Here is a 21,327-nt window from a genome sequence, read left to right as displayed (position 1 = left end):
ACCCGCGGCCCCGAACAGCCCACCCGTCCCCTGCCGCCGCGCGTGTCGCCACGTCCCGAAATCCAGCAGCCCCGGGCACTTGCCGTCCAATCCCCCCGGGTGTGGTGGGAAGCCCGAGCATATGCCAGCCGACACCCGGCCTGCCCGAAGGGCACCCGGGTGACGGGTGGTGAACGCACGGACGGTATTGATGCAGCCGGACGAGCCTCCGGGGCCCGGGCCGTGCAGCGGATACCTGGAGGAATGGTGGTAGAGTCGTCCACCCATGGCGGCGGATTCCGAGAGCACCTTCCGCATCCAGGCCCGGTCGGACCTCGGCGCCTTCGAGCGGGAGCGTGGAGAGACGACCAAGGGCGAGCGCGGCCCGGGAACGCTGGCCGGTGAGTACGTCCTCAAGGCGCTCCTGGCCTCTGGCGGACACGGCAGCGTCTACGAGGCCGAGCACCGAATCCTCGGGCGCCGGGCCGCGGTGAAGGTGCTGCACCCGCACCTGGCGGATCAGGGCGAGATGCTCAAGCGCTTCGTGCGCGAGGCGCGGGTGGTGAACCAAATCCACCACCCCAACATCGTGGACGTCTACGACTTCGGCCTGATGCCGGACGGCAGCCCCTACTACGTCATGGAGCTCCTGACGGGGCGCACGCTAAGCCAGGTCGTCCAGGAGCGAGGCAGGCTGTCCGCGTCCCGCGCGCTGGCGTACCTGGAGCCCGTCTGCGCGGCGCTGGATGCCGCGCACAAGGCCGGCGTCGTCCACCGGGACTTGAAGGCCAGCAACGTCCTCGTCATGGAGGAGGGCGAGCGCCCCCGGGTGAAGCTGCTCGACTTCGGCATCGCCAAGCTGCTGCACGCGGAGCCGTCCCAGGAGGGGCTCACCATCGCCGGCCAGCGGCTGGGCACCGCGCACGCCATGGCGCCCGAGCAGTTCCGCGGCGGCCCCATTGGCCCGCACACGGACATCTACGCGCTGGGGGTGCTGCTGCACCAGCTGCTCACCGGCCGCTACCCCTTCCAGTGCGAGGACCGCATGGAATTGGAGCGGCTGCACCTGGAGGCGCCCGCGCCCCGGCCCAGCGCGATTGCGCCCGTGTCTCCCGCCGTGGACGCGGTGGTGCTGCGCTGCCTGGAGAAGGACGGTGGCCGGCGCTACAGCAGCGTGGGCGTCTTCCTCGCCGCCCTCAGCGAGGCCGCGGAAGAGCCCGTGCAGCCCGCCCGCCGCACGCGCCTGGCGCTCGCCGTCCACTGCGAGGTGGTGCTCGCCTCGTCCGCCCAGGACGACGACGCCGTGTACGCGGTGCTGGCGGACGTGCTGGACGGGCTGGAGCAGGGCCTGCGCGGCGGAGGCTTCCTCTTCGCGCTCCAGTCCGGCACCACGCTGCTCGCCGTCCACCCCCTGGAGAATGGCGCGCCCAGCCCCGAGCGCACCGCGTACCTGCGCGAGGCGGAGAACTCCCTGCGCATCCTCCAGCAGGCCGCGCAGAAGCTCGCCGACCCCGTGAGCGCCCACGTCCACCTGTGCATGCACCTGGGCCAGGCCGAGACGCGCGGCGACTCCGGCGAGTCCGAAGTCGTCGGCGGCCCCGTCACCGACGTGGGCGCCTGGCGGCTGCGCGCCGCGGACGGCTTCGCCCTCACGCCCGCGGCCTCACTCGCCCTCGAATTTCCGGAGCCTGAGTAACAAACCGGAACACGGGCAACTCTCTGAGTCCAAGACAACCCGTTTTGCACCACACACACCGGGTGTCTGTGTTTTAACCCAGACGGCAATATTTCTGCGTGGTCGCATTTCATCTCACCGCGTCGCTTCGTCACACTTCCCTCACCTGCCAGCAACAGCGTTTTTGTTTGTCAGCGCTGGAAATGGTGGGCGCCACGGCGACCGGCCAAAAGCCGGCCGCTTCAAGCGGGGGGAGTCATGCGTCTCACACCAGCATTGCAGTCTCGCAGTGGAAGCCGTGTCAGCCGTGAGTGGAGCCAGCGCTGGCTCACCTGGGGACTCCTGGGACTGACATTGGGAGTGGGAAGCGCAGGTTGCGGTACAGCGGACGTGCCCGACACAAGCCCCGGGGAAGAGCTCGGGGTGGTGCTCGCGGAAGAAGAGACAGACAACGGCCTGTCCACCAATGGCCTGTCGACGAATGGCTTGTCCACCAATGGCCTGTCTACCAATGGATTGTCTACCAATGGCCTGTCGACGAATGGCTTCAAGAACTGGTTCAACCAGGACATCACCGCCGCGAACATGGTGATGAAGTACGTGGTGAAGTGCGCGGTGCCGGCCGGGCAGACGCGCAGCTACACAAGCCCCCTGACGGGGGTGACGTACACCTGGGCGGGCGCCCTGGGGCTGGCACCGGCCTGGGCTTCGGGCTCGACGGCGACGGAGCTGGAGCAGGAAGTGGTGTCCGCCTGCCTCGCGGCGCACACCAACAAGTACGGCATCCACGTCTCCATCTCCGTGCTGGGCCGCACCGCCCAGGGCACGCCCATTCCCTACACCACCTCGGAGCTGTCGACGTACAGCGAGCAGGAGGCGTGCTTCTTCGGCAACCTCTTCGACGGCACCGGCATCTACGCCGCCAACGACAGGGCCTACCTCACCTCGCGGGAGAGCACCTCGCGCGCCTGTGGGCTGGCCTGGAGCGCGACGTCCTCCTCGTGCCCGCCCATCATCCACCAGGGCTCGTGCGAGAGCCTGTGCGAGCGGGCCGGCACCGACTCCGACCCGAAGCCGTACTACCTGCGCTGCACGTACGGCGGGAAGCACTACCGGCCCATCGTCACGCGCATCCGTCCGCAGGAAATCTACAAGTGTGGCGACGGCAGGTGTCAGCCCACCGAGAGCTGCGGCACCGGCACGACCTACGACAACTGCCAGGCCGACTGCGGCACGTGTGGCCCCTGAGCGGTGCGCGGACCCGACGCGGCCCCGCGGCCTCTCAATCACAGACACGGACGCGGCCCCCCGGAGCGGCCCCTCCGGCGGTGTTCCACGGCAGACACCCTCCTGCCCGGCGGCCCGATGCCCCGCCGGACAGCTGAAGGCCTCTCGGATTTTGATATAGCGAGATTATTCGCGGATTGTCTGGCGAAGCCTCCAGTGGCTGGGGGGGTCTGGATGAATACGGAACGCATGCAGGAAGCGCCGGAGGGCACCGACAGCGCCGGCTTCGCGGTGGACGGCGTGCGGGGCCACACGCTGTCGCGCGGGGTGGCGGAGGCACGCTGGAACGCGCCGTCGTGCGAAGCGCCCCTGGAAGCGCAGCGCTCCGCGGATGGCCACCCCGAGTCGCTGGGGGCATGGCTTCCGGCCCGCGAGGCATGGGGGGAGGAAGGCACGGAGCGCGACGGCCCCGCGCGGCGGGGCGGGCATGCGCATACGTGGCAATGGGAAGAGGCGAAGTCGCGGGAGGACAGGCCGACGTTGAGGATTCGTGCGCCCCTGGCCCTCGTGTCCGCGCCTCCGGCGAGCGTCATGTTCCGCGCCACGGCGGTGCTGGGCATGGCCCTGGGACTCATGACGGCGGTGCTGTCGGTGCTCGGGTGGCATCCCTCCGTGAGACTCCTGGACCTCGCGGGCTCCTGGCCCTGGCGGGATGCGGCCGTGACTCCGGGGAAGGCATACGAAGCGCCGACATCTCCTCCGACGACGCGGCCCCCCGGCGATGACGTCTGGCCGCGGACACCCGCACCACACCCGGCGCTGGCGGAACCCACACCGTGAGTCCCCGCGCGCCTCCGTCCACGGGGCATCGGAGCATCCCCTCGACAACACCGGGGCACACCGCCTGAGCGCCACCTGACAAGAACCCGAGCAGGTTGGCGGGGGGCACGCCGGTTCCTCACCTCTGCTCCCTTGCCGCCACCCCCTTCCCGGTGTTGACTGCACGGGTCTGCCGCGACTTCCGGGCCTCGTGGTGAACAGCCACCGGCCGCCGGAGCTGGATGTGATGACGCTACGAGCGAGGGTGTTGCTGATGGCGGCGGTGGCGCGGAGGCGAGGCACGCTCCGGCGCGCCTTCGACGCGGTGCACGGCCCCACCGGCCGTCCCCGTCGCGAGGACACCACCCTGCTGGAGGACACGGTGCAGGAGCGCACGGCGGAGCTGGAGGCCGCCAACGCCAAGCTGTCCCGCAGCCTGGAGCAGCTCCGCGCCACCCAGGCCCAGCTGCTCTTCGCGGACCGGCTGATTGCCCTCGGGCGCATCGCCGCGGGCGTGGGTCACGAAATCAACAACCCGCTCGCCTTCATCCTCAGCAACCTCGAGTACATCCACCAGGAGCTCCAGCAGAAGGCGCAGCTGTCCGAGCAGGAACGCCAGGAGGTGCTGGAGGCCCTCGCGGAGACGCGCGACGGCGCCGAGCGCATCCGGCTCATCGTCCGTGACTTGCAGTCGCTCTCGCGCGCCGAGGACGTGGGCACCGGCCCGTCGGACCTGACGGCGGTGCTGCGCACGACGGCGAAGATGGCCATGCACGAGCTGCGGCACCGCGCGCGCCTGGTGGTGGAGTGCGAGGGCGTGCCGCCGGTGCAGGGCAACAACTCGCGGCTGGGCCAGGTGTTCCTCAACCTGCTGCTCAACGCGGCGCAGGCCATTGCCCCGGGCAACGTGGAGCAGAACGTGGTGCGCGTGGTGGCCCGGGCCGCCCCGCCCGGCCGCGTGGAGGTGGAGGTGAGCGACACCGGCTGCGGCATCTCCCCCGAGCACCGCGAGCGCATCTTCGACCCGTTCTTCACCACCAAGCCGCTGGGCGTGGGCACCGGCCTGGGGCTCGCGGTGTGCCATGGCATCGTCACGTCGCTGGGCGGCACCCTGACGGTGGACAGCGCCCCCGGCCGGGGCAGCACCTTCCGCGTCACGTTGCCCGTGGCGGGCGCCTTCGTTCAGCCCTCGCGACCCCAGGCGGACGCGGCGGCCTGAGCACGCCCTTCAGCGCCAGCTCCGCATCCAGCGTCCGTGCCACGCTCGCGTCGTACCGCGTCATCCCCACCATGGGCGGCGCGTACACGTGCAGCGACACGGCGCCATGACGGGATGCGTTGTGGATGCGGTGGATGGTCTCCGAGCGCTCCAGCAGGAAGTCCCCCTCTTCCGCGGCCGAGCGCTCGTCGGGCAGCAGCCGGTCTCCCCCCCAGGCGTAGCGCGTCTCCTGGAGCTGGCCGCGCACCACCCAGGACACTCCCGAGGAGCCGCCGTGGTCGTGCACCCGGGACACCTGGCCCGGCAGCCAGCAGACGAGCAGCAGCTCACACGCGTCCGTCCGCTCCAGGACCCGCCGCGAGTAGCCCGCGGCGTCGTAGCGGACGAGCGACTCGAGGAGCCGCCAGTCGGGCCGGCTCGCACGGAGCCGCTCCACCAGCCAGTCCAGGGACGGCACGTCCCGGGCCTGCTCCGGGAGCGACCAGCCGAGCAGGTCCACCGCCCTGGCACAGCCCTCGCTCCCTTCCTCGCTGGCGTGCTCGCGCATGGTGTCCTCCCGGTGTGCGTCGGAGTGTGAGCATCACTTCCGACCCTGGCCAGGGTGGATTGTCACCTCGTCACCTGTGACGCCTGGACAGTGGGCGGCCTCCGAGGATGCCCCCGGGGCGCACACGACATACGATTGCGACGTGCGAGCACAGACGGGTTGTTGGGACGTGGCCATCGTAGGAGGAGGGGCCAGCGGGACGCTGCTGGCGTTGAACCTCCTGAAGAGCGCGCGTGCGCCCCTTCGCGTGGCCCTGGTGGAGCGCAGCGGACGGGTGGGCCGGGGCCTGGCGTACTCCACGGACAGCGCTCGCCACCTGCTCAACGTTCCCGCCGGGAGGATGGGCGCCTTCCCGGACGACCCGGAGCACTTCCTGCGCTGGATGCGGCGCGACGCCCCGGACACGGCCCCCGGCGACTTCGTCCCGCGCCAGCGCTACGGCCGCTACCTGGAGTCGGTGCTGCGGGAGTTCGTCGCGAGCGCGCCGGCGGGCATCCACCTGGAGGTGGTGGCGGCGGACGTGGTGTCGGTGCGGGAGGACGCGGGCCGGGTGCTGCTGTCGCTGTCGGGCGGTGGACAGCTGGAGGCGCGCGCGGCGGTGCTGGCGCTGGGCAACGCGCTGCCGGCGGACCTGCGGGTGCCGGACGGCGGACTGTACGCGAGCGCGCGCTACCACCGCTCGCCGTGGGCGCCGGGCGCGATGCTCGACGTGGGCCCGAGGGACTCGGTGCTGCTCATCGGCACGGGGCTCACCATGGTGGACACGGTGCTGTCGCTGGAGGAGCGCGGGCACCAGGGCATCATCCACGCGGTGTCCCGGCACGGCCTGCTGCCGCACGTGCACCGGCGCGGCGCGCTGAGCTGCGCGACGACCTATGCGTCGCCCGGCATCCGCGACGTGCTGCGGGCGCTGCGCCAGGAGGTGCTGCGCGAGTGCGAGGAATGGGAGGGCGCCGACGGCCGCATGCACCCGATTCCCATCCGCATCCGCGCGGTGCTGCGCATCATGCGCCAGGAGGTGAAGCGGGCGACGGACGCGGGCGCGGACTGGCGGACGGTGGTGGACGCGCTGCGCCCGGCGACGGTGCCCCTGTGGCACCGGATGACGGAGGGTGAGCGGCGGCGCTTCCTGCGGCACCTGCGCTCGCACTGGGAGGTGCACCGTCACCGGATGGCACCGAGCATCGGCGACACGGTGGAGCGGCTGCGCGGCGAGGAGCGGCTGTTCCTCCACGCGGCACGCGTGCGGAGCTTCCAGCTGGAGGACGCGGGCGTGGAGGCGCGCCTGCGGCCGCGCGGAGGGGTCCAGGAAGCCGTGTTGCACGTACAACACGTGGTCAACTGCACCGGCCCCGAGGGCGCCATCACCCGGGGCCACCCGCTGCTCAAGGCAATGGCGGACACGGGACAGGTGAGCCCGGACGTGCTGGGCATGGGGCTGGCCACGGACGGGGACGGGGCGCTGCTGGACTTGAGCGGCCGGACCTCCGGACGGCTCTACACGCTGGGACCGCCGCGCCGGGGCGAGCTGTGGGAGACGACGGCCGTCCCCGAGATTCGCACCCAGGCGCGGGCGCTGGCCGAGCACCTGCTGCAGCGGCTGGGGCCGGCGCCGGTGACGCGCGCGCCGGTGGAGAGGGAGCACGCCGGGGTGCCGCTGGAGCAGTGAGCCGGGACGGTGCGCCCGGCCGGACGGGAGGATGCCTCGGGACTTCCGGCGTGCTGCTCGTGCGGAGGGCGCCCGGACAGGCGGTGAAGTGCACCAGGTGACACGTGGGAAATGCCGTGGCGCGGCATTTCGTGAGAACCTCGGTGCGCCTCTCTGGAGTCCCCCCGCATGTCCTCCCCCCGCCTCCTCCTCGCCGTTGCCGGCGGCGTGCTCGCCATCGTCCTCGCGAGCCTCGGGGGCGTGGCGTACGTGACGCTGCGCACGCGGCCCCTGGCCGAGCGGCTGGTGCGGGACGTGGAGGCGCTGGCGGGGACGCGCTACCCGAGGCCGTCGCACGTGACGCCCGCGGAGCCCGGCACCTTCGCGCAGCACCTGGAGCCGCTGATGGGAGAGGTGCTGCGGCTGTATCGCGAGCGGTCCGAGGCCTTCCAGTCCGTGGCCCCCGACTTTCCGTGCCTCGGTGTCATCGAGGGCCGGGAGCCCGTCCCCGCGCTGCCTTCCCCGTGCCGGGAGGAGTGGAAGAAGGGGCGCGAGTTGGTGGTGCGGGTGCTGGCGGCCACCCACGCGGAGGAGGGAGGGCTGCCGGAAGGCATGGGCGACCTGGCGTCTGCGGCGCACCCGTATGACCCGGGCCGGCCGGCGTTGCTGTATGTGATTCGGCTGGCCGCGCTGGAGACGCGGCTGCTGCTGGACGAGGGACAGGCGGCGAAGGCGGTGGACACGTGCCTGGACACGCTGGCGCTGAGCCGGGAGCTGACGCTGGGCGGAGGGTTGATTGGACAGATGACCGCCGCGGCGGGACATGGGCTCCTGTACCGGCCCTGCGCGGGGGCACTGGATGCGGCGCCGCAGGAGCGCAAGCGGGCCGCGGTGGCGCAACTGTCGCGGCTGGCGGAGGGATATCCGTCCTTCTCCCAGGTGCTGAAGCAAGAGTCCGTGGTGATGCAGCTCACCCTCTTTGGCGAGCGGATGCCGGCGGAGCTGCTGGCCGTGCTGCCGGAGGGAGCGCGGGAGGTCGCCACCCAGAAGCGGCCGGGTGCGCCGCTCGCCCCGGCCAATCCCGTCACCTCCCGCCTCATGTGGCGGAAGGTGGTGGCGGGGTATGACGCGCTGATACCTGGAGCCGACCGTGCGCCCGAGGCGCGGCGGCGGGCCTTCGCGGAGCTCGACACGCGGAGCGACAGTGAGCTGCTCTCCATCGAAGGGCCGAGTGGCGCCAACTATGACGGGTTCGCGAAGCGGATGGACCTGGCCCGGCTCCAGCACGACGCGCTCGTCACCCTGGCGGAGGCGGACCTGCGGCGCACGGAGGAGGGCCGCTGGCCGGAGCGCCTGACGAGCCGCGCGAACCAGTCCTTCGTGCTGGAGTCCACCCACCTCGGCGAGGCCCGGCTCAAGCCCTGCGCGCCCTCGCTGGCGGAGCAGGCGCTGCGGGTGACGGCGGATGCGCCTTCCGGCGCGTGGGTGCGGCAGACGCCGTGAAGCCGTGCGCGGGGCGGCTGCATGTCAGCCCCACGTACTACCTTTCGCGTCGTGCACGCCATGGACTACCCGATGGAGCAGCTCTACTCGGACCAGGACTTCGACTGGGTGGTGGATACCGTGCCAGGCGTCCTCGCATGGGTGCCGGGCCGCGCAAAGGGACGGCACCAACAACCCTTCCGCTTCACCGTCCACCACCAGCCGGCTCCGGATGCGCGGGCGGAACCGCTCCAGCTCTCACTGCGCTGGGACCTCCAGAAGCTCGCGGCCCATGACAGCGCGGTGCGGGAGCGGGCCGCGCGGATGCGGGCGGGGCGCACGGCGCAGCGCGAGCACGTCACCGAGCTGGCCGCGTATGGCCTGGCGCTCGTCGCCGTCTCGGTGTTCCTGCCGGGACGGCGCGTCGTGAGCATGCGCAAGGGCCTGCCACCGGACCTGTTGCTGGACGTGACACCTGGAGCGCTGCGCGGCGTGGAGGTCGCCGGGCGCAGCCAGGGTGGTCTCCGGGTGCTGGAGGAGCTTCGCCATGGCACCGGGGATGAGCCGGGCAAGCAGCCCCTGCTCCTGGCACGGACGGATGTCGCGGAAGCGCACCTGTCACTCTGGTGCGCCTCGCCCCGTGTGGCGCTCATGGCTAAGGTGAAGCCATGAGGGCGGAGCACTACCAGCTCGGGCTGGGTGAGTCGGGGAGGATGAAGCTCCGGGCCACCGCGCTGCTCGCCGAGGGAGGCAGCGCGCGGACGTTCGAGGCCGCCGCCCTCCTGCACGACGCCGCGCGCGCCGAGGCCCGGGCACTCCTCACCCTGGAGCACCCCACGCCCGAGCTGCGCCTCGCCTCCGCCGTCGAGCAGTGCGCCTGCTTCGTGGAGGGGCTCGACCCCGTGCTGGCCGCGAGGGCCTGGGGACACGTGCTCGACGCCGCGGGCCGGGTGCCCGACGCGGTGGCGGCGCCGATGCTCACCCGGCTGAAGCCCCGCTACTTCCGCCTGGAGTCCGCTTTCGGCGGCGCCCTGCGTAAGTCGCCGCTCGTGGCCCGGCACTCCGGAAGCATGGAGCTGCTGCGCGGCGGGGAGCGGCAGCGCTACGCCCGCGAGGTCGGCCTGCTGCTCGCGCGCTTCCCGGGGACGCCGTGGCTCTGGTGGGCGTCCTGCCGCATCGAGCACGTGCGCGGCCGTCCCCGCGTGGCGTGGGACGCCATCCAGCGCGCGTGCAGGTTGGAGCCGGACAGTGGCCACTATGACGCCGTGCGCCTGTGGCTCATGCCGCGCGCGGTGCCGGTGAAGCAGGTGGACGCGTACCTCTCGGAGTCCTACGCCGACATCCACCGCGCCTCGTCCGAGGTCTGCCTCGTCTACGCCCTGAACGAGATGGAGCTCGCCAGGCATGAGCCCTCCGCGAGCACGCCACGGCTGGAGCGGGCCTTCGAGGCCGTATTGCAGGGACGCAGCCGCGCCCAGCCCGAGACTCCCGTCGGCCAGTACCTGCGCGCCGCGCAGCTCTTGCTGAGCGAACAGCTCAAGGGGGGCGAGCCCACCATCGACCTGCTCTATCGCGCCGGACTGGGAGACCTCATCGTCGCGTCGTCCGCCGCCAGTCGCAGGGACCCCTTCCGGCTCCTGAGCCAGCAGGTCAGCCAGGTCATCACCCGCCACGCGGCCTGAGCTCCCTCGCCCGCCCTCTTCACCCCCAGGCAGGCAGGCTGCGACCGCCAGCCTGTCCGGGTGCGACGCGAGGGCTACCTTCCTGGCGGACCTCATACAGCTAGGGAGCGGGGATGGGCCTGCTGGCACACACGAGTCTGCGCCTCGCCGAGCGCGCGGGAAGTCGTCGGGCACTGGAAGGACTGGGCGGGCTGCCCATGGGGGCGCTGCGCAGCACCTGGCACCAGGTGAATGACTTGCGCATCCACACGCGAGTCTCCGCCCAGCCCGTGCCGGGCCGCGCGTGGAGCGTCGTCCTCCTCCACGGCCTCGTCGCGTCCAGCACGTACATGGTGCCCACCGGCATGGGCCTCGCGCCGTACTTCCGCGTCTACGCTCCGGACCTGCCCGGCTTCGGCCGCAGCCAGAAGCCCCGCCGCCCGCTCGACGTCGCGGGCCTCGCGGACTCGCTCGCCGCGTGGATGGACGCCGCCGGCCTGGAGCACCCCGCCCTCGTCGCCAACTCCTCCGGCTGCCAGTTCGCCGTGGACTTCGCGTCGCGCTACCCGGAGCGCTGCGGGCCCCTGGTGCTGCTCGGGCCCACGCTCGACACCCGCGAGCACGGCACCCCGAAGCAGGTGGTGCGCTGGCTCGCGGACGGCGTGCGCAAGCCGCCGTCCCTCAACGTCATCATGGCGCAGGACTACCGCACCTTCGGCCTCATGCGCGCCCTGCGCTCCGTGCGCTCCGCGCGCAAGGACGTGCCGGAACAGAAGCTCCCCCACGTGCGCTCGCCCGTGCTCGTGGTGCGCGGAGCCAAGGACCGCATCCTCCCACGCACCCGCGCCGAGTCGCTGGTGCGCTCCCTCCCCCAGGGCCGCCTGGAGGAGGTGCCCGGCGCCGGCCACACGCTCAACTTCAACGCGCCGGAAGCGGTGGTGAAGCTCATCCGCCGCTACCTCTACGAGCTGGAGGCGCGCGGCGAGGCCTGGCCCTGACTCAGGCCGCCGACACCGCCACCGAGCCCAGCCCCTCCACCGTCAGCTGCACCCGGTCTCCGGGCCGCAGCATGTGCGCGGCCGTCGCGGCGCCCGCGAGGACGATGCTCCCCGCCGGCAGCACCTGCCCGCGCTGCGCGAGCAGCTCGCACAGCTGGATGACGGACACCACCGGGTCCCCGGAGATGGCGTCCGAGCGCGCCGCCTGCACCCCCTCGCCGTTGACGGACATCTTCATGTCCAGCCGCGTCAAATCCAGCGCGCGCGGCGGGTGCTCCGCGGTGCCGAGCACGAACAGCGACGACGACGAGTTGTCCGCCACCACGTCCGGCAGGGAGAAGTACTTGAAGTCCCGGTAGCGCGAGTCGAGGATTTCCATCGCCGCGAAGACGGACGCGCACGCGTCCAGCACCTCGTCGCGCGTCACCTTCCCGCCCAGCTCGCGCGAGGTGCGGAAGGCAATCTCCGGCTCGATTTTCGGGTGGATGCCCTGCCCCACCTGGATGACGCCGTCCGCCGGCACCTGCATCCGGTCCGTGAGGACGCCGTACACCGGCGAGTCCAGGTTCATCTGCCGGCGCTTCGCCTCCGAGGTGAGCCCCATCTTCAGGCCCACCACGCGCTCCCCCCGGGACAGGCGCAGGCGGATGCCCGCCTCCTGGATGGCGTAGGCGTCCGCCAGCGACAGCTGCGCCAGCTCGCGGGTGAGCGGCGCCACCTCGCGGCGCTCCAGGCGCGCGGAGTCCAGCGCGAGGGCAAGCTGCTCGTGGTCCACAGGTGCGGTCATCCCCGTCCCTCTCTCGTCAGAAGTGGCCGGCGAGCTTCTGGCACCCGCGCGCGGGCGCGCAAGCACGCCGTGTCCCACTGTCAGCGGTTGAAGGCAACCAGGGTCATGAAGGCCAGAAGCGCGAGCGTCCCCAGGGCGACGAGCCCGTACGCCCCCACGCTCACCAGCCGCGCCCTGCCCGGCACGCCCACCCGGCCCAGCCCCCGGTAGACGACGGCGATGCCCGCCAGGAAGGTGGCCGCCGTCAGGCCGAGCGTCACCATCATCCCGAAGCCCGCGCGGGCGCCCATCGCCTTGCCCGCAATCAGGAGCCCCACCATCAGCCACGCGCCGGAGATGAAGAGACTGCCCGCGAAGGTCGCCGCCGCGACGAGCAGCCCCCGGACGGCGATGTTCATGACGCCACCACCCGGTCCAGGGTCAGCGGCTCCAGCACGCTCGCGTCCGGGGTGTTCACCATGCGCCGACAGGCTACCCGAGACGCCGGGAGGACTCACGGCGCCCCGCGTGAATATTGGCCTTCGCCCTGCGTCCTGCTGCATAACGTTGCTGCCCATGGCCGGGCGGGCTCATTCGGCAAGGAATCTCTTCATGCGACTCACTCCATGGATGGTCTCGGCAATGCTGCTCACGGCGACCGCGGCGAGCGCCCGCGACCGCGACAATGACCGCCGCGACGACGGCTTCCACGAGCACGACGGCTTCTACCTGCGCCTGCAGGTGGGCGGCGGCTACAACCGCGCCTCGGTGGTGGGCGAGGACCTGGCCGTCAAGGGCGGCGCTGGCGGCATCAACGCCGAAATCGGCGGCGCGGTGGCGCGCAACTTCATCCTCTACGGGAAGCTCTTCGGCACGTCCGTGCCCAGCCCGGACATCGAGGTGGGCGATTTGACCATCGAGGGCCGGGACGAAGACGTGAGCCAGAACTACGGGGCGCTCGGCGTGGGCTTCACGTACTACCTCATGCCCGCCAACGTGTACCTGTCCGGCGCGCTCTCGTTCAACCAGCTCACCATCGACGATGACGGCGAGAAGATTGCGGAGACGGACCTGGGCGGCGGCCTCCACCTGGGCATCGGCAAGGAGTGGTGGGTGAGCAAGAACTGGGGCCTGGGCCTCGGCGCCGAGCTCGCGCTCGGCCGCGTGCCCGAGAAGGACGAAAGCGCGAAGTGGAACGTCGTCAACGGCATGGTCTTCCTGTCCGCGACGTTCAACTGACGGCATGGCGGGGCGGCCCGCGGGCCGCCTCGCTCCGCCCGCCTCCGCTCAGCCCTGCTGGTTGAGGTTCGCGGCGACGGAGCGCACGGCGAAGCGGGGGCTGAAGCGCACCATCACCGCGCCCAGCCAGTTGAGCGCGCCGTGCACCGACAGCACGCGCCCGCGCATCATCGCCGCGTAGGCGTGGGCGGCCACGTCCGGCGCCTCCGCCACGCCGGCCCGCTGGAACAGGCGCGACTTGTCGTTGCCGGCCCGCTGGGCGAACTCGGTGTGCGTGGCGCCGGGGCAGTGGCACGTCACCGTCACCCCGGTGCCCTTCAGCTCGTACGCGAGCGCCTCCGACAGCGACATCACGAAGGCCTTGGTCGCGTAGTACGTGGCCATGTACGGCCCGGGCTGGAAGCCGGCGGTGGAGGCGACGTTGAGGATGCGGCCGGCGCCGCGCTCGCGCATGGGCCGCGCGAACAGGTGCGTCAGCTTCAGCAGGGCGGTGCAGTTGACCTGCACCATCTCCGCCTCGCGCGCCACGTCCTGCTCCAGGAACGGACCGGCGGAGCCGAAGCCCGCGTTGTTGACGAGGAAGTCCACCGCCAGGCCCTTCGCGCGCACCGCCTCGAAGAGCTTCTCGGGCGCGTCCGGCTGGCCCAGGTCCGCCGGCAGCACGTGGGCCTTCACCCCGTGCTCCTTCTCCAGCTTCGCGGCGAGCGCCTCCAGCCGCGCGGCGCCGCGCGCCACCAGGATGACGTCGTGTCCGTCCCGGGCGAAGCACAGCGCGAACTGCTCGCCAAGGCCAGCCGAGGCGCCGGTGATGAGGGCCACTTTGCGCGACATGGTGTTTCCTCCTAGTGCCCCCTTATAGCCGAGCGGCCACGGGCCCGTGGGAGGGGCTCCCCGTCCACCAGGCGGGGCGGCATCCCCTCCGGCCAGGGGAGGTCCCACGGCCCTTGTCGCACGGCGCGCGGGTGGTGAGCTTCCCGGCATCCACGGGGGAGATCCGCCACACGGCAGGCGCGCCACGTGCCTGCCCACCCAGGGGGCCAGTCCATGAGGGGGGCCGCAGCCACCGTCTTCACCCTGTCGCTCCTGGCGACACCGGCGGCCTTCGCGTGCACCACGTGCCGGCCGGCGGTGCAAGCCGGCATCTTCGACGAGCACTTCTGGGGACGGCTCGCCATCGCCGCCCTGCCCTTCCTCGTCATCCTGCTCGTCGTCGCCGTCCTGTATCGCCTGGGCCCCCGCCTCGAGTCGCGGCCCGGAGAGGAGCAACCCGGATGAGAGCCCTCCACCGTGGCCCGCTGGTGTCCGCGGGCGTGCTGCTCGGCGTGGGGCTGGGCGGCTTCTTCGATGGCATCCTCCTGCACCAGCTCCTCCAGTGGCACAACATGCTCTCCAGCCACCTGCCTCCCGATGACCTGGTGAGCGCCAAGGTGAACATGTTCTGGGACGGCCTCTTCCACGCCTTCACCTGGCTGATGACGCTGGGCGGAGTCATCCTGCTGTGGCGTGCGGGCCAGCGCCCGGACGTGCCCTGGTCCACGCGCACCTTCGCCGGCGCCATGCTGGGCGGCTGGGGGCTGTTCAACCTCGTCGAGGGCATCATCGACCACCAGCTCCTCGGCGTGCACCACGTGAAGCCGGGCCCGCACCAGCTCGCGTGGGACCTGGGCTTCCTCGCCTTCGGGGTGCTGCTGATGCTCGCGGGCTGGCTCCTCACCCGCACCGGACAGAGGAACCGCAGGGTGCGCGGGGGCGTGCGCGGCGAGCCGCTCGCGGCGCACTAGTGGAGTGTCCGCGAAGTAATCCAACATAGTCAGCGGCGGTGTCGCTCGAACCAGTCGTGCATCTTGGCCCGAGTCCAAAACCAGGTGAAGGGATGGGCGTAGAGGCGGTTGTACTCGGGCCAGCTTGCATCGAGGTGGGCGATGAAGTCGGAGCGGCGCTTCCAATCGCCGCGCTGCAGGTAGCGCGCGCTGAAGGCCCGCAGCAGCAACTCGGCCTGGTTGAGCCACGAGGCATGAGGTGGCGTTACGAGGACACGCACGTGGTGGTAACTGCGCAGCAACTCGCGTGTGTCCTGGGCGATGTGGCTGGAGCCTCCATCCCAGATGAGGTGGACCCGTCGAGCCTTGCGGTAGGGGTGCAGCAACTGGGGCAGGACTGCGCGCAGGCACGCCCCGTCGTTCTTCTCCAGGCACCAGCCCTGCATGGTGCCCGTGTGCACCACCAGCAAGGCCAGGAAGTTCACCGTCCCATGGCGCACGTACTCGAATTCGCGGCGCTCGATGAGGCCCGGACGCCCGAGGCGGGTAGCACAGCGGCGCTCAAGCACCTGGATGTTGGGCTTCTCGTCCACGCACAGCACCACCTCCTCGCGTTGGGCCAGGGCCTGGGCCCGCTCGTAGCACCAGAGGACCGCCGCCGCCTTCTGGCGGAAATCCTCGTCCAGGGTAGGCGTCTTCCAATACCGGCTCCGGTGAGGCTGCAGCTCCGCATGCTTGAGGATGAGCGCTACCGTGGAGTGCGACAGGGTGGGCGCGATGCCGCGCTCGCGGGCGACGCGCGCCAGCGAGCGGGTACTCCACTGGGTCATGTGCAAGCCCACTCCCGCTGGCTCACAGCAGGCCAGTTGCTCCACTTCTACGAGCTGTAGGGGGGGAGAGCCGCGATGGGCGGCCAGAACGAGGAGCATCCCAGACCACGAAGGCCCCCGCTGCTTCGTAACGTCGGCACAAGCTCCAGATGCTGGTGCGGTCCAGACCGAAGTGCTCGGCCAAGTCCTGCACAACGGTGTCCGGGTCGGCCATGGCCAGCAGAATGCGTGCCCGGCGCGCCACCCGCTGCTCGGTGCGGCCGTCGCGCACTAACTCCTCCAGGAGGGCAGTATCCTCCTGGGAGAGCTGGATGATTCGCGGAGGTCGTCTCCTCATTGAGGAGAACTATTCATCCTCCGCGACTATGTCGACTTACTTCGCGGACACTCCACTAGCTTCCCGGTGGGGAGGGCATTCCGGACCCTGAGTTCCCATCGTTCAGGAACAGACGGGAGCGGGCCTCTTTGGCATTGCTTTCATGCACGCGGGCGGGAAAGCCTCTGCCCCATGTCCTCCGAAAAGACCGACGCGGAACTCGAAAGTCCCCAGCTCGCGCGCGACGGCTTCGACGTCGCCAGCTTTCGCGACCTGCTCGCCCGGCTCAAGCGCGGGGAGCTCGCCGAGGCCGCGGCGCCCACCAGCGCGCTGCAGCCGCTCCACGAAGGCGACGTCCAGCCCCTGCCCCGCCCGGGCACGCCCGCCTACGAGAAGTACCGCGCGCGCGGGGAGGAGGCCTTCCGCCAGGGCCAGGTGGCGGCCCTCATCGTGGCCGGCGGCGCGGGCACGCGCTTCGGCGGCGCGGTGAAGGCGCTGGTGCCCGTCTACGGCGAGCGGACGTTCCTGGACATCAAGCTGGAGGAGGGCCGCCGGCTGGAGGCGCGCTTCGGGCGCCCGGTGCCCATGGCGGTGATGACGTCCTACCTCACGCACGACGGCATCGAGGAGCACCTGAAGAAGACGGGCCAGACGAAGCACGTGCACCTGTTCCGCCAGCGGATGCTGCCGCGCCTCACCGCCTCGCATGAGCTGTGGCGGGACGCGGAAGGCCAGCTGTCCTTCGCGCCGTCGGGCCACGGCGACGTCTTCCGCGCCCTGCGCGACAGCGGCGTGGGCGAGGCGCTGCGCAAGCAGGGCGTGCGCCAGGTCTACTTCTCCAACGTGGACAACCTCGCCGCCACGCTGGACCCGGCCGTCATCGGCATGCACCTGGAGCTGGGCAAGCAGATGACGGTGGAAGTCACGCCGCGCGCCAACCCCGGCGGCGCGCTGGACGCGGGCGCCGCGCCGGTGCGGCTCAACGGCATGCTCCAGCTCGTGGAGAAGGTGGACCCGACGAAGCACGCCACCATCTCCACCAACAACATCACCTTCGACCTGGAGCCCCTGCTCGACAAGGCCATCCCCATCCCCTACCGCGTCGTCACCAAGAAGGTGGACGGCCAGTCGGTGATTCAGCTGGAGCAGGTGACGGCCGAGGCCAGCAGCCTCACCCGGCCGGACGGCCAGCCGCTCTTGCCCGTCACCTTCATCGAGGTGGAGCGCGTGGACCCGGCCAACAGTCGCTTCGAGCCGGTGAAGGCCCCGGAGGACTTCCCCCGCGTGAAGGACCGCCTCCGGGCGCGGATGGGGAGCTGACCTCTCACCGGGGGAGGACCACCTCGAAGCGGCTGCCCTGTCCGGGCGTGCTGTGGACGTGGACCTCCCCGCCGTGGGACTCGACAATCTGCCGGGTGATGTAGAGCCCCAGCCCGAGTCCCCCGTAGTGCCGCTCGCTCACCGCGCGGCCGAAGCGCTCGAAGATGTACGCCAGGTGCTCGGGGGCGATGCCGATGCCCGAGTCCTCCACCACGATGCGCACGTGGGCCTCGTCCCCGCAGAGCGACAGGTGGATGGGCTTGCCCGCGCCGTACTTCAGCGCGTTGGTGAGCAGGTTGGTCATCACCTGGTCCACGCGCAGCCGGTCCCAGCTGCCGCGCATGTCGTCCCGCGCGTGCAGCGTCACCGGGCACCCGGCCTGGTTGGCGGGCAGCGAGAAGCGGGACACCACGTCGCGCGCCAGCTCGGCCAGGTCCATGGGCTCGCGGTCCAACGACAGCCGCCCGCTGGAGATGCGGGACACGTCCAGCAGCCCGTTCACCAGCGCCGACAGCTTCGTCACCTGCCGCTGCACCACGTCCAGCTGCGAGGCCACCGTCGCCGTGGGGAGGGTGGGCGTGCCCTTCTGTGTCTCCCGGCGCAGCGCCTGGAGGCGCAGCTGCAGCGGCGTCAGCGGCGTCTTCAGCTCATGGCTGGCGATGGAGAGGAACTCGTCGCGCAGCAGCACCGACTTGCGGGCCTCGCGGTAGAGGATGGCGTTGTCCAGGAGCAGCGCGGCGCGGCGCGCGAGGTCCTGCGCGGTGACCAGGTCCGCCTGCGTGTAGCGCCGCGAGGGCCGCACCGCGAGGAAGGTGAGCGCGCCCAGCGAGCGCCCCCGTGCCAGCAGCGGGACGGACATGATGCAGTGGAAGCCCACGGCGCGCATGATTTCGTAGTGCCGCTCGCTCACCGCCACCTTGCGCAGCCACGCCTCGGAGACGTCGTCCACCAGCACGGACTCGGCGCTGCGCACCACGCGCGTGGTGGGGTGGTTGGAGCCAGGGGCGCCGGGCGGGAAGTCACGCACCTCCCGGGCGAGCGCCTCGTCCGAGGCCTCCGCGTGCGCCACCGACATGCGGTGCACGGTGCCCGAGTCGTCCGTGAGGTCCACGAAGCACCAGTCCGCCATCGTGGGCACGGTGAGCCAGGCGAGCGCGTCGAGCGTCGCCTTCGGGTCGAGCGAGGAAGAGGTCAGCACGCGGCTCGCCTCGGACAGGAAGGCCGCTCGCTGCTCGGCCGCCTCCGCCAGGGTGCGCGCCGCCTGCTCCTCGCGCAGCAGCCGCTCCAGCTCGTCCTCGGCGGCTCGCATCGGGGCGAGGTGGGTGTTGATGCCCACCCACTCGCGCGCGGTGCCGTCCTCGTTCAGCAGCGGCACGCCGCGCGCCAGGGTGGAGAAGTACGAGCCGTCGCTGCGGCGCAGCCGGTACTCGCACTCGTAGTTGCCGCCCATCAGGGCGGTGCGGCGCACCACGTCCGCCACCCGGGCCTGGTCCTCCGGGTGGATGGCGGACATCCACCCCCAGCCGGCGTACTGCGCATGCTCCTGCCCGGTGAAGTCCCCCCAGGTGGTGCACAGCCGGGTGATGGCGCCCTGGGCGTCCGACGTCCACACCACCTGCTTCGACGCGCGGACGAGTGCCTGGAAGCGCTCCTCGGCCCGGTGGAGCTGCTGACGCAGGGCCGCGTTCTCCTCGCGCAGCCGCACGGCCTCCAGTGCCATGCCCGCCAGGTCCGCCAGGCCGTTGAGCGCGGCCTCGTCCTCCGGCGTGAAGTCCCTCCCCGACTCCGCGTCGAAGACCTGGAGGTTGCCCGTGACGCCCAGGAGGGGCACCGACAGCCAGCCCCGCGACGGGGCCGGGCGGGCCTCCCAGGAGGGAAGCGGCTCGCGCCCGCCGTGCTCCAGCCGCAGCCGCGACTTCTCCGTGCGGGGAGGCGGCGTGCCAGAGCCCGGGGGTGGCACATGGTAGCCGCCCCACGCCTGGTAGGTCTTCGACAGCGACGTGGCGAACAGGCCATGCGGCCGGCCGGCGTCGGCCCCCAACGTCACGGTGGCCTGGTGTGCCCGGACCAGGCCGCGCGCCGTCTCCGCCAGGAGGTAGAAGGCCTCCTCGAGCGTGGGCGCGGTGAAGAGCGAGCGTGGGCTCTCCTCCTCGGGCGGGTCCTGTAGCAAGGGCACAGCGGGTTCCATGGGCATGTTGAGCGAATCCCCTTGAGGCACAACCCCCACGGGACACGTCCACCTCCGCCGGGGCCGCGCCCCGCACGGGCCGCCTGCCCACCAGGCGAGCGGGAGCGCGGACGCCGCCGCTACCAGCGCACGCCGATGTCGAAGTTCGTGGGCTCGCGCAGGGTGACTTCCACCGAGGCCCGGATGCCGATGCGCAGGAGGCTGGCCTCCACGAGGCCCGCGATGAAGTCCGGCTTGGCGTCCGGGTCATTGCGGAACACCAGCGCCCAATCGCGCGGCGCCAGCTCGTTCGCCTCGACGCGGTAGCTGTACGTGTCCACCTTCATGTACTGCGGCAGGCGCCGGAGGAACCGCTCCGGGCCCAGCACCGGCAGCCCCACGGCCAGCACGGAGCCGACGAGCGTCTGCGTGAAGCCGTCGAAGAAGCGCTTCCCGAAGTCACGGTACGCCTGCTCCCGGGTCTTCTCCGGGCACAGGTGCTGCCAGGCGAGGCGCATGGACTCGTTCCACACCTCGATGGGGTACTCCCCCTTCGGACGCTTCGTGTCGAAGCCCGCCTCCTGCAGGGCCGCCACGAGCGTCCCCTGGACGCGCAGCCCGTTCGTGAAGAGCGCCACGAAGAAGCTGCCCTGGGTCATCCGTGGCTTGGGGGGAGCGACGGTCATGCGGCCATGTAACAACAGAACGCTCCGCCCCTGGAATACCGGCCTGGCCGCGACGCCTCAGGTGTTCAGCACTCCCAGGTCGAGCTCGCGGAGGCTCGCCGGCTCGCCGACCACGTCAATCTGTACGACCTTCCCGTGCACGAGCGTGAAGCGCAGGGCGCGGAGCAGCCGCCCGCCCGGGGCCACGACGAGGCCCACCGCCCCATCCACGAGCGCGGGCCGCGCGAGCAGGGCGCCCCGCGACACCTTGAGCGCCAGCGTGGCCGCGGCCCGGGCACCGCGAAACTCCGTCGGTGAACCCGGCGGGACGGAGACGGTGTCGGCCCGGAGCACGACGTCCGGGTCCAGCACCGCGAGCAGCGCGTCGAGGTCCCCGGCGCGCAGGGCCGCGAGGAACGCACCCACGGCCTCGCGCTGGTGGGCGAGCTCGGCCTCGGGAATCGCGGCGGCGCCCTGCACCCGGCGGCGCGCGCGGCTCGCGAGCTGCCGGGTGGCGGCCGGGGCGCGTCCGACGATGGGCGCAATCTCCTCGAAGGGCATGGAGAAGAGGTCATGCAGCACGAAGGCGACGCGCTCGGCGGGCCCCAGCGTGTCGAGGACCACGAGCAGCGCGAGGCCCACCGAGTCCGCCAGCAGCGCCTCCTGCTCGGGGGAGGCGCCGCCCTCGCGGTTGGCGAGAGGCTCGGGCAGGTGCACGCCCTGGGGCTCCTCGCGCCGGGCCTCGCGGGCGCGCAGCATGTCCATGCACACCCGGGCAACGACGGTGGTCAGCCAGCCGCCGAGGTTCTCCACGCCGCTCGTATCGGCGCGGCTGAGCCGGAGCCAGGACTCCTGGACGGCGTCCTCCGCCTCGCCCAGCGAGCCGAGCATCCGGTAGGCCACCCCGCGCAGGTGGGCCCGGTGCGCCTCGAATCGCTCCGCCAGCCCCTTTTGCTCGTGCATCGGTCACATCTCCTTTTCGCGTTTCGTCATCCCTGTGAAGGCCGAA

General features: G+C 71.6%; 22 protein-coding genes. 13 read left to right on the top strand and 9 right to left on the bottom strand.

All coding sequences use genetic code 11. From position 1 onward, the window contains the following. The first annotated feature begins 265 nt into the window (after positions 1–265). The 4 genes from ACX9TP_RS06180 (at position 266) to ACX9TP_RS06165 (ending at position 4,919) form a co-directional block, all read left to right on the top strand. Positions 266–1,675 carry a serine/threonine-protein kinase gene (locus ACX9TP_RS06180; RefSeq protein WP_482978788.1) on the top strand — a complete coding sequence of 470 codons (1,410 nt, stop codon included), beginning with the start codon at positions 266–268 and terminating at the stop codon, positions 1,673–1,675. Positions 1,676–1,912: 237 nt separating this feature from the next. Then, positions 1,913–2,902: a hypothetical protein gene (locus ACX9TP_RS06175; RefSeq protein ID WP_482978787.1), complete on the top strand. Its 990-nt coding sequence runs from the start codon at positions 1,913–1,915 to the stop codon at positions 2,900–2,902. Between the two features lie 213 nt (positions 2,903–3,115). After that, positions 3,116–3,721: a hypothetical protein gene (locus ACX9TP_RS06170; protein ID WP_482978786.1), complete on the top strand. Its 606-nt coding sequence runs from the start codon at positions 3,116–3,118 to the stop codon at positions 3,719–3,721. A gap of 226 nt (positions 3,722–3,947) precedes the next feature. Further along, on the top strand, positions 3,948–4,919 hold the full coding sequence (locus tag ACX9TP_RS06165; protein ID WP_482982368.1) for a sensor histidine kinase: 972 nt from the start codon (positions 3,948–3,950) through the stop codon (positions 4,917–4,919). Here the strand turns inward: ACX9TP_RS06165 and ACX9TP_RS06160 are convergent. After that, positions 4,855–5,466, bottom strand: a complete 612-nt coding sequence (locus tag ACX9TP_RS06160) for a cysteine dioxygenase (RefSeq protein WP_482978785.1) — start codon at positions 5,464–5,466, stop codon at positions 4,855–4,857. The genes ACX9TP_RS06165 and ACX9TP_RS06160 overlap by 65 nt on opposite strands. A gap of 169 nt (positions 5,467–5,635) precedes the next feature. Between ACX9TP_RS06160 and ACX9TP_RS06155 the strand changes: the two genes are divergently transcribed. The 5 genes from ACX9TP_RS06155 to ACX9TP_RS06135 all read left to right on the top strand — a co-directional run bounded on the left by ACX9TP_RS06155 (position 5,636) and on the right by ACX9TP_RS06135 (position 11,255). Then, positions 5,636–7,135, top strand: a complete 1,500-nt coding sequence (locus tag ACX9TP_RS06155) for an FAD/NAD(P)-binding protein (protein ID WP_482978784.1) — start codon at positions 5,636–5,638, stop codon at positions 7,133–7,135. Between the two features lie 168 nt (positions 7,136–7,303). Then, positions 7,304–8,617: a hypothetical protein gene (locus ACX9TP_RS06150; protein ID WP_482978783.1), complete on the top strand. Its 1,314-nt coding sequence runs from the start codon at positions 7,304–7,306 to the stop codon at positions 8,615–8,617. Positions 8,618–8,677: 60 nt separating this feature from the next. Beyond that, the gene (locus tag ACX9TP_RS06145; RefSeq protein ID WP_482978782.1) at positions 8,678–9,268 is read left to right on the top strand and encodes a hypothetical protein; all 591 of its coding nucleotides are present in this window, start codon (positions 8,678–8,680) and stop codon (positions 9,266–9,268) included. Beyond that, on the top strand, positions 9,265–10,278 hold the full coding sequence (locus ACX9TP_RS06140; RefSeq protein WP_482978781.1) for a hypothetical protein: 1,014 nt from the start codon (positions 9,265–9,267) through the stop codon (positions 10,276–10,278). The genes ACX9TP_RS06145 and ACX9TP_RS06140 overlap by 4 nt, the downstream gene beginning before the upstream one ends. Positions 10,279–10,391: 113 nt before the next feature. Continuing rightward, positions 10,392–11,255, top strand: a complete 864-nt coding sequence (locus tag ACX9TP_RS06135; RefSeq protein WP_482978780.1) for an alpha/beta fold hydrolase — start codon at positions 10,392–10,394, stop codon at positions 11,253–11,255. A gap of 1 nt (position 11,256) precedes the next feature. Here ACX9TP_RS06135 and ACX9TP_RS06130 read toward each other — a convergent pair whose 3' ends face one another. Both ACX9TP_RS06130 and ACX9TP_RS06125 read right to left on the bottom strand, forming a co-directional pair. Further along, a complete protein-coding gene (locus tag ACX9TP_RS06130) occupies positions 11,257–12,042 on the bottom strand; it encodes a 2-keto-4-pentenoate hydratase (RefSeq protein WP_482978779.1) in 786 nt (261 codons plus the stop codon). Between the two features lie 80 nt (positions 12,043–12,122). Then, positions 12,123–12,440 carry a hypothetical protein gene (locus ACX9TP_RS06125; protein ID WP_482978778.1) on the bottom strand — a complete coding sequence of 106 codons (318 nt, stop codon included), beginning with the start codon at positions 12,438–12,440 and terminating at the stop codon, positions 12,123–12,125. 193 nt (positions 12,441–12,633) lie between these two features. Here ACX9TP_RS06125 and ACX9TP_RS06120 point away from each other — a divergent pair, with 193 nt between their 5' ends. Then, positions 12,634–13,260, top strand: coding sequence for a hypothetical protein (locus ACX9TP_RS06120; protein WP_482978777.1), 627 nt, complete (start codon positions 12,634–12,636; stop codon positions 13,258–13,260). A 48-nt stretch (positions 13,261–13,308) separates the two neighbouring features. Here ACX9TP_RS06120 and ACX9TP_RS06115 read toward each other — a convergent pair whose 3' ends face one another. Further along, positions 13,309–14,091, bottom strand: a complete 783-nt coding sequence (locus tag ACX9TP_RS06115) for an SDR family NAD(P)-dependent oxidoreductase (protein WP_482978776.1) — start codon at positions 14,089–14,091, stop codon at positions 13,309–13,311. Positions 14,092–14,304: 213 nt separating this feature from the next. Between ACX9TP_RS06115 and ACX9TP_RS06110 the strand changes: the two genes are divergently transcribed. Both ACX9TP_RS06110 and ACX9TP_RS06105 read left to right on the top strand, forming a co-directional pair. Next, entirely contained in the window at positions 14,305–14,535 is a 231-nt protein-coding gene (locus ACX9TP_RS06110; protein WP_482978775.1) for a hypothetical protein, read from the top strand. Next, complete coding sequence (locus tag ACX9TP_RS06105) at positions 14,532–15,041, top strand: DUF2243 domain-containing protein (RefSeq protein ID WP_482978774.1); 510 nt, start codon at positions 14,532–14,534, stop codon at positions 15,039–15,041. The genes ACX9TP_RS06110 and ACX9TP_RS06105 overlap by 4 nt, the downstream gene beginning before the upstream one ends. 29 nt (positions 15,042–15,070) lie before the next feature. Here ACX9TP_RS06105 and ACX9TP_RS06100 read toward each other — a convergent pair whose 3' ends face one another. Further along, positions 15,071–15,949, bottom strand: a complete 879-nt coding sequence (locus ACX9TP_RS06100) for an IS630 family transposase (RefSeq protein ID WP_482974667.1) — start codon at positions 15,947–15,949, stop codon at positions 15,071–15,073. Then, entirely contained in the window at positions 15,873–16,064 is a 192-nt protein-coding gene (locus ACX9TP_RS06095; RefSeq protein WP_482982262.1) for a helix-turn-helix domain-containing protein, read from the bottom strand. Before ACX9TP_RS06095 ends, ACX9TP_RS06100 begins: the two co-directional genes overlap by 77 nt. 294 nt (positions 16,065–16,358) lie before the next feature. Between ACX9TP_RS06095 and ACX9TP_RS06090 the strand changes: the two genes are divergently transcribed. After that, the gene (locus ACX9TP_RS06090) at positions 16,359–17,486 is read left to right on the top strand and encodes a UTP--glucose-1-phosphate uridylyltransferase (RefSeq protein ID WP_482978773.1); all 1,128 of its coding nucleotides are present in this window, start codon (positions 16,359–16,361) and stop codon (positions 17,484–17,486) included. Between the two features lie 4 nt (positions 17,487–17,490). On the opposite strand, the gene ACX9TP_RS06085 is transcribed toward ACX9TP_RS06090, so the two are convergent. The 3 genes from ACX9TP_RS06085 to ACX9TP_RS06075 all read right to left on the bottom strand — a co-directional run bounded on the left by ACX9TP_RS06085 (position 17,491) and on the right by ACX9TP_RS06075 (position 21,281). Then, positions 17,491–19,680 carry a sensor histidine kinase gene (locus ACX9TP_RS06085; protein ID WP_482978772.1) on the bottom strand — a complete coding sequence of 730 codons (2,190 nt, stop codon included), beginning with the start codon at positions 19,678–19,680 and terminating at the stop codon, positions 17,491–17,493. Between the two features lie 113 nt (positions 19,681–19,793). Next, positions 19,794–20,339, bottom strand: a complete 546-nt coding sequence (locus tag ACX9TP_RS06080) for a DUF2378 family protein (RefSeq protein ID WP_482978771.1) — start codon at positions 20,337–20,339, stop codon at positions 19,794–19,796. A gap of 57 nt (positions 20,340–20,396) precedes the next feature. Further along, the gene (locus ACX9TP_RS06075) at positions 20,397–21,281 is read right to left on the bottom strand and encodes a sigma-70 family RNA polymerase sigma factor (protein ID WP_482978770.1); all 885 of its coding nucleotides are present in this window, start codon (positions 21,279–21,281) and stop codon (positions 20,397–20,399) included. Between the last annotated feature and the right edge of the window lie 46 nt (positions 21,282–21,327).

The sequence above is a fragment of the Pyxidicoccus sp. M15 genome (assembly GCF_056858435.1).
Note: the sequence above shows the minus strand (reverse complement) of the source record. Positions and strands in the feature narration are given on the sequence as shown.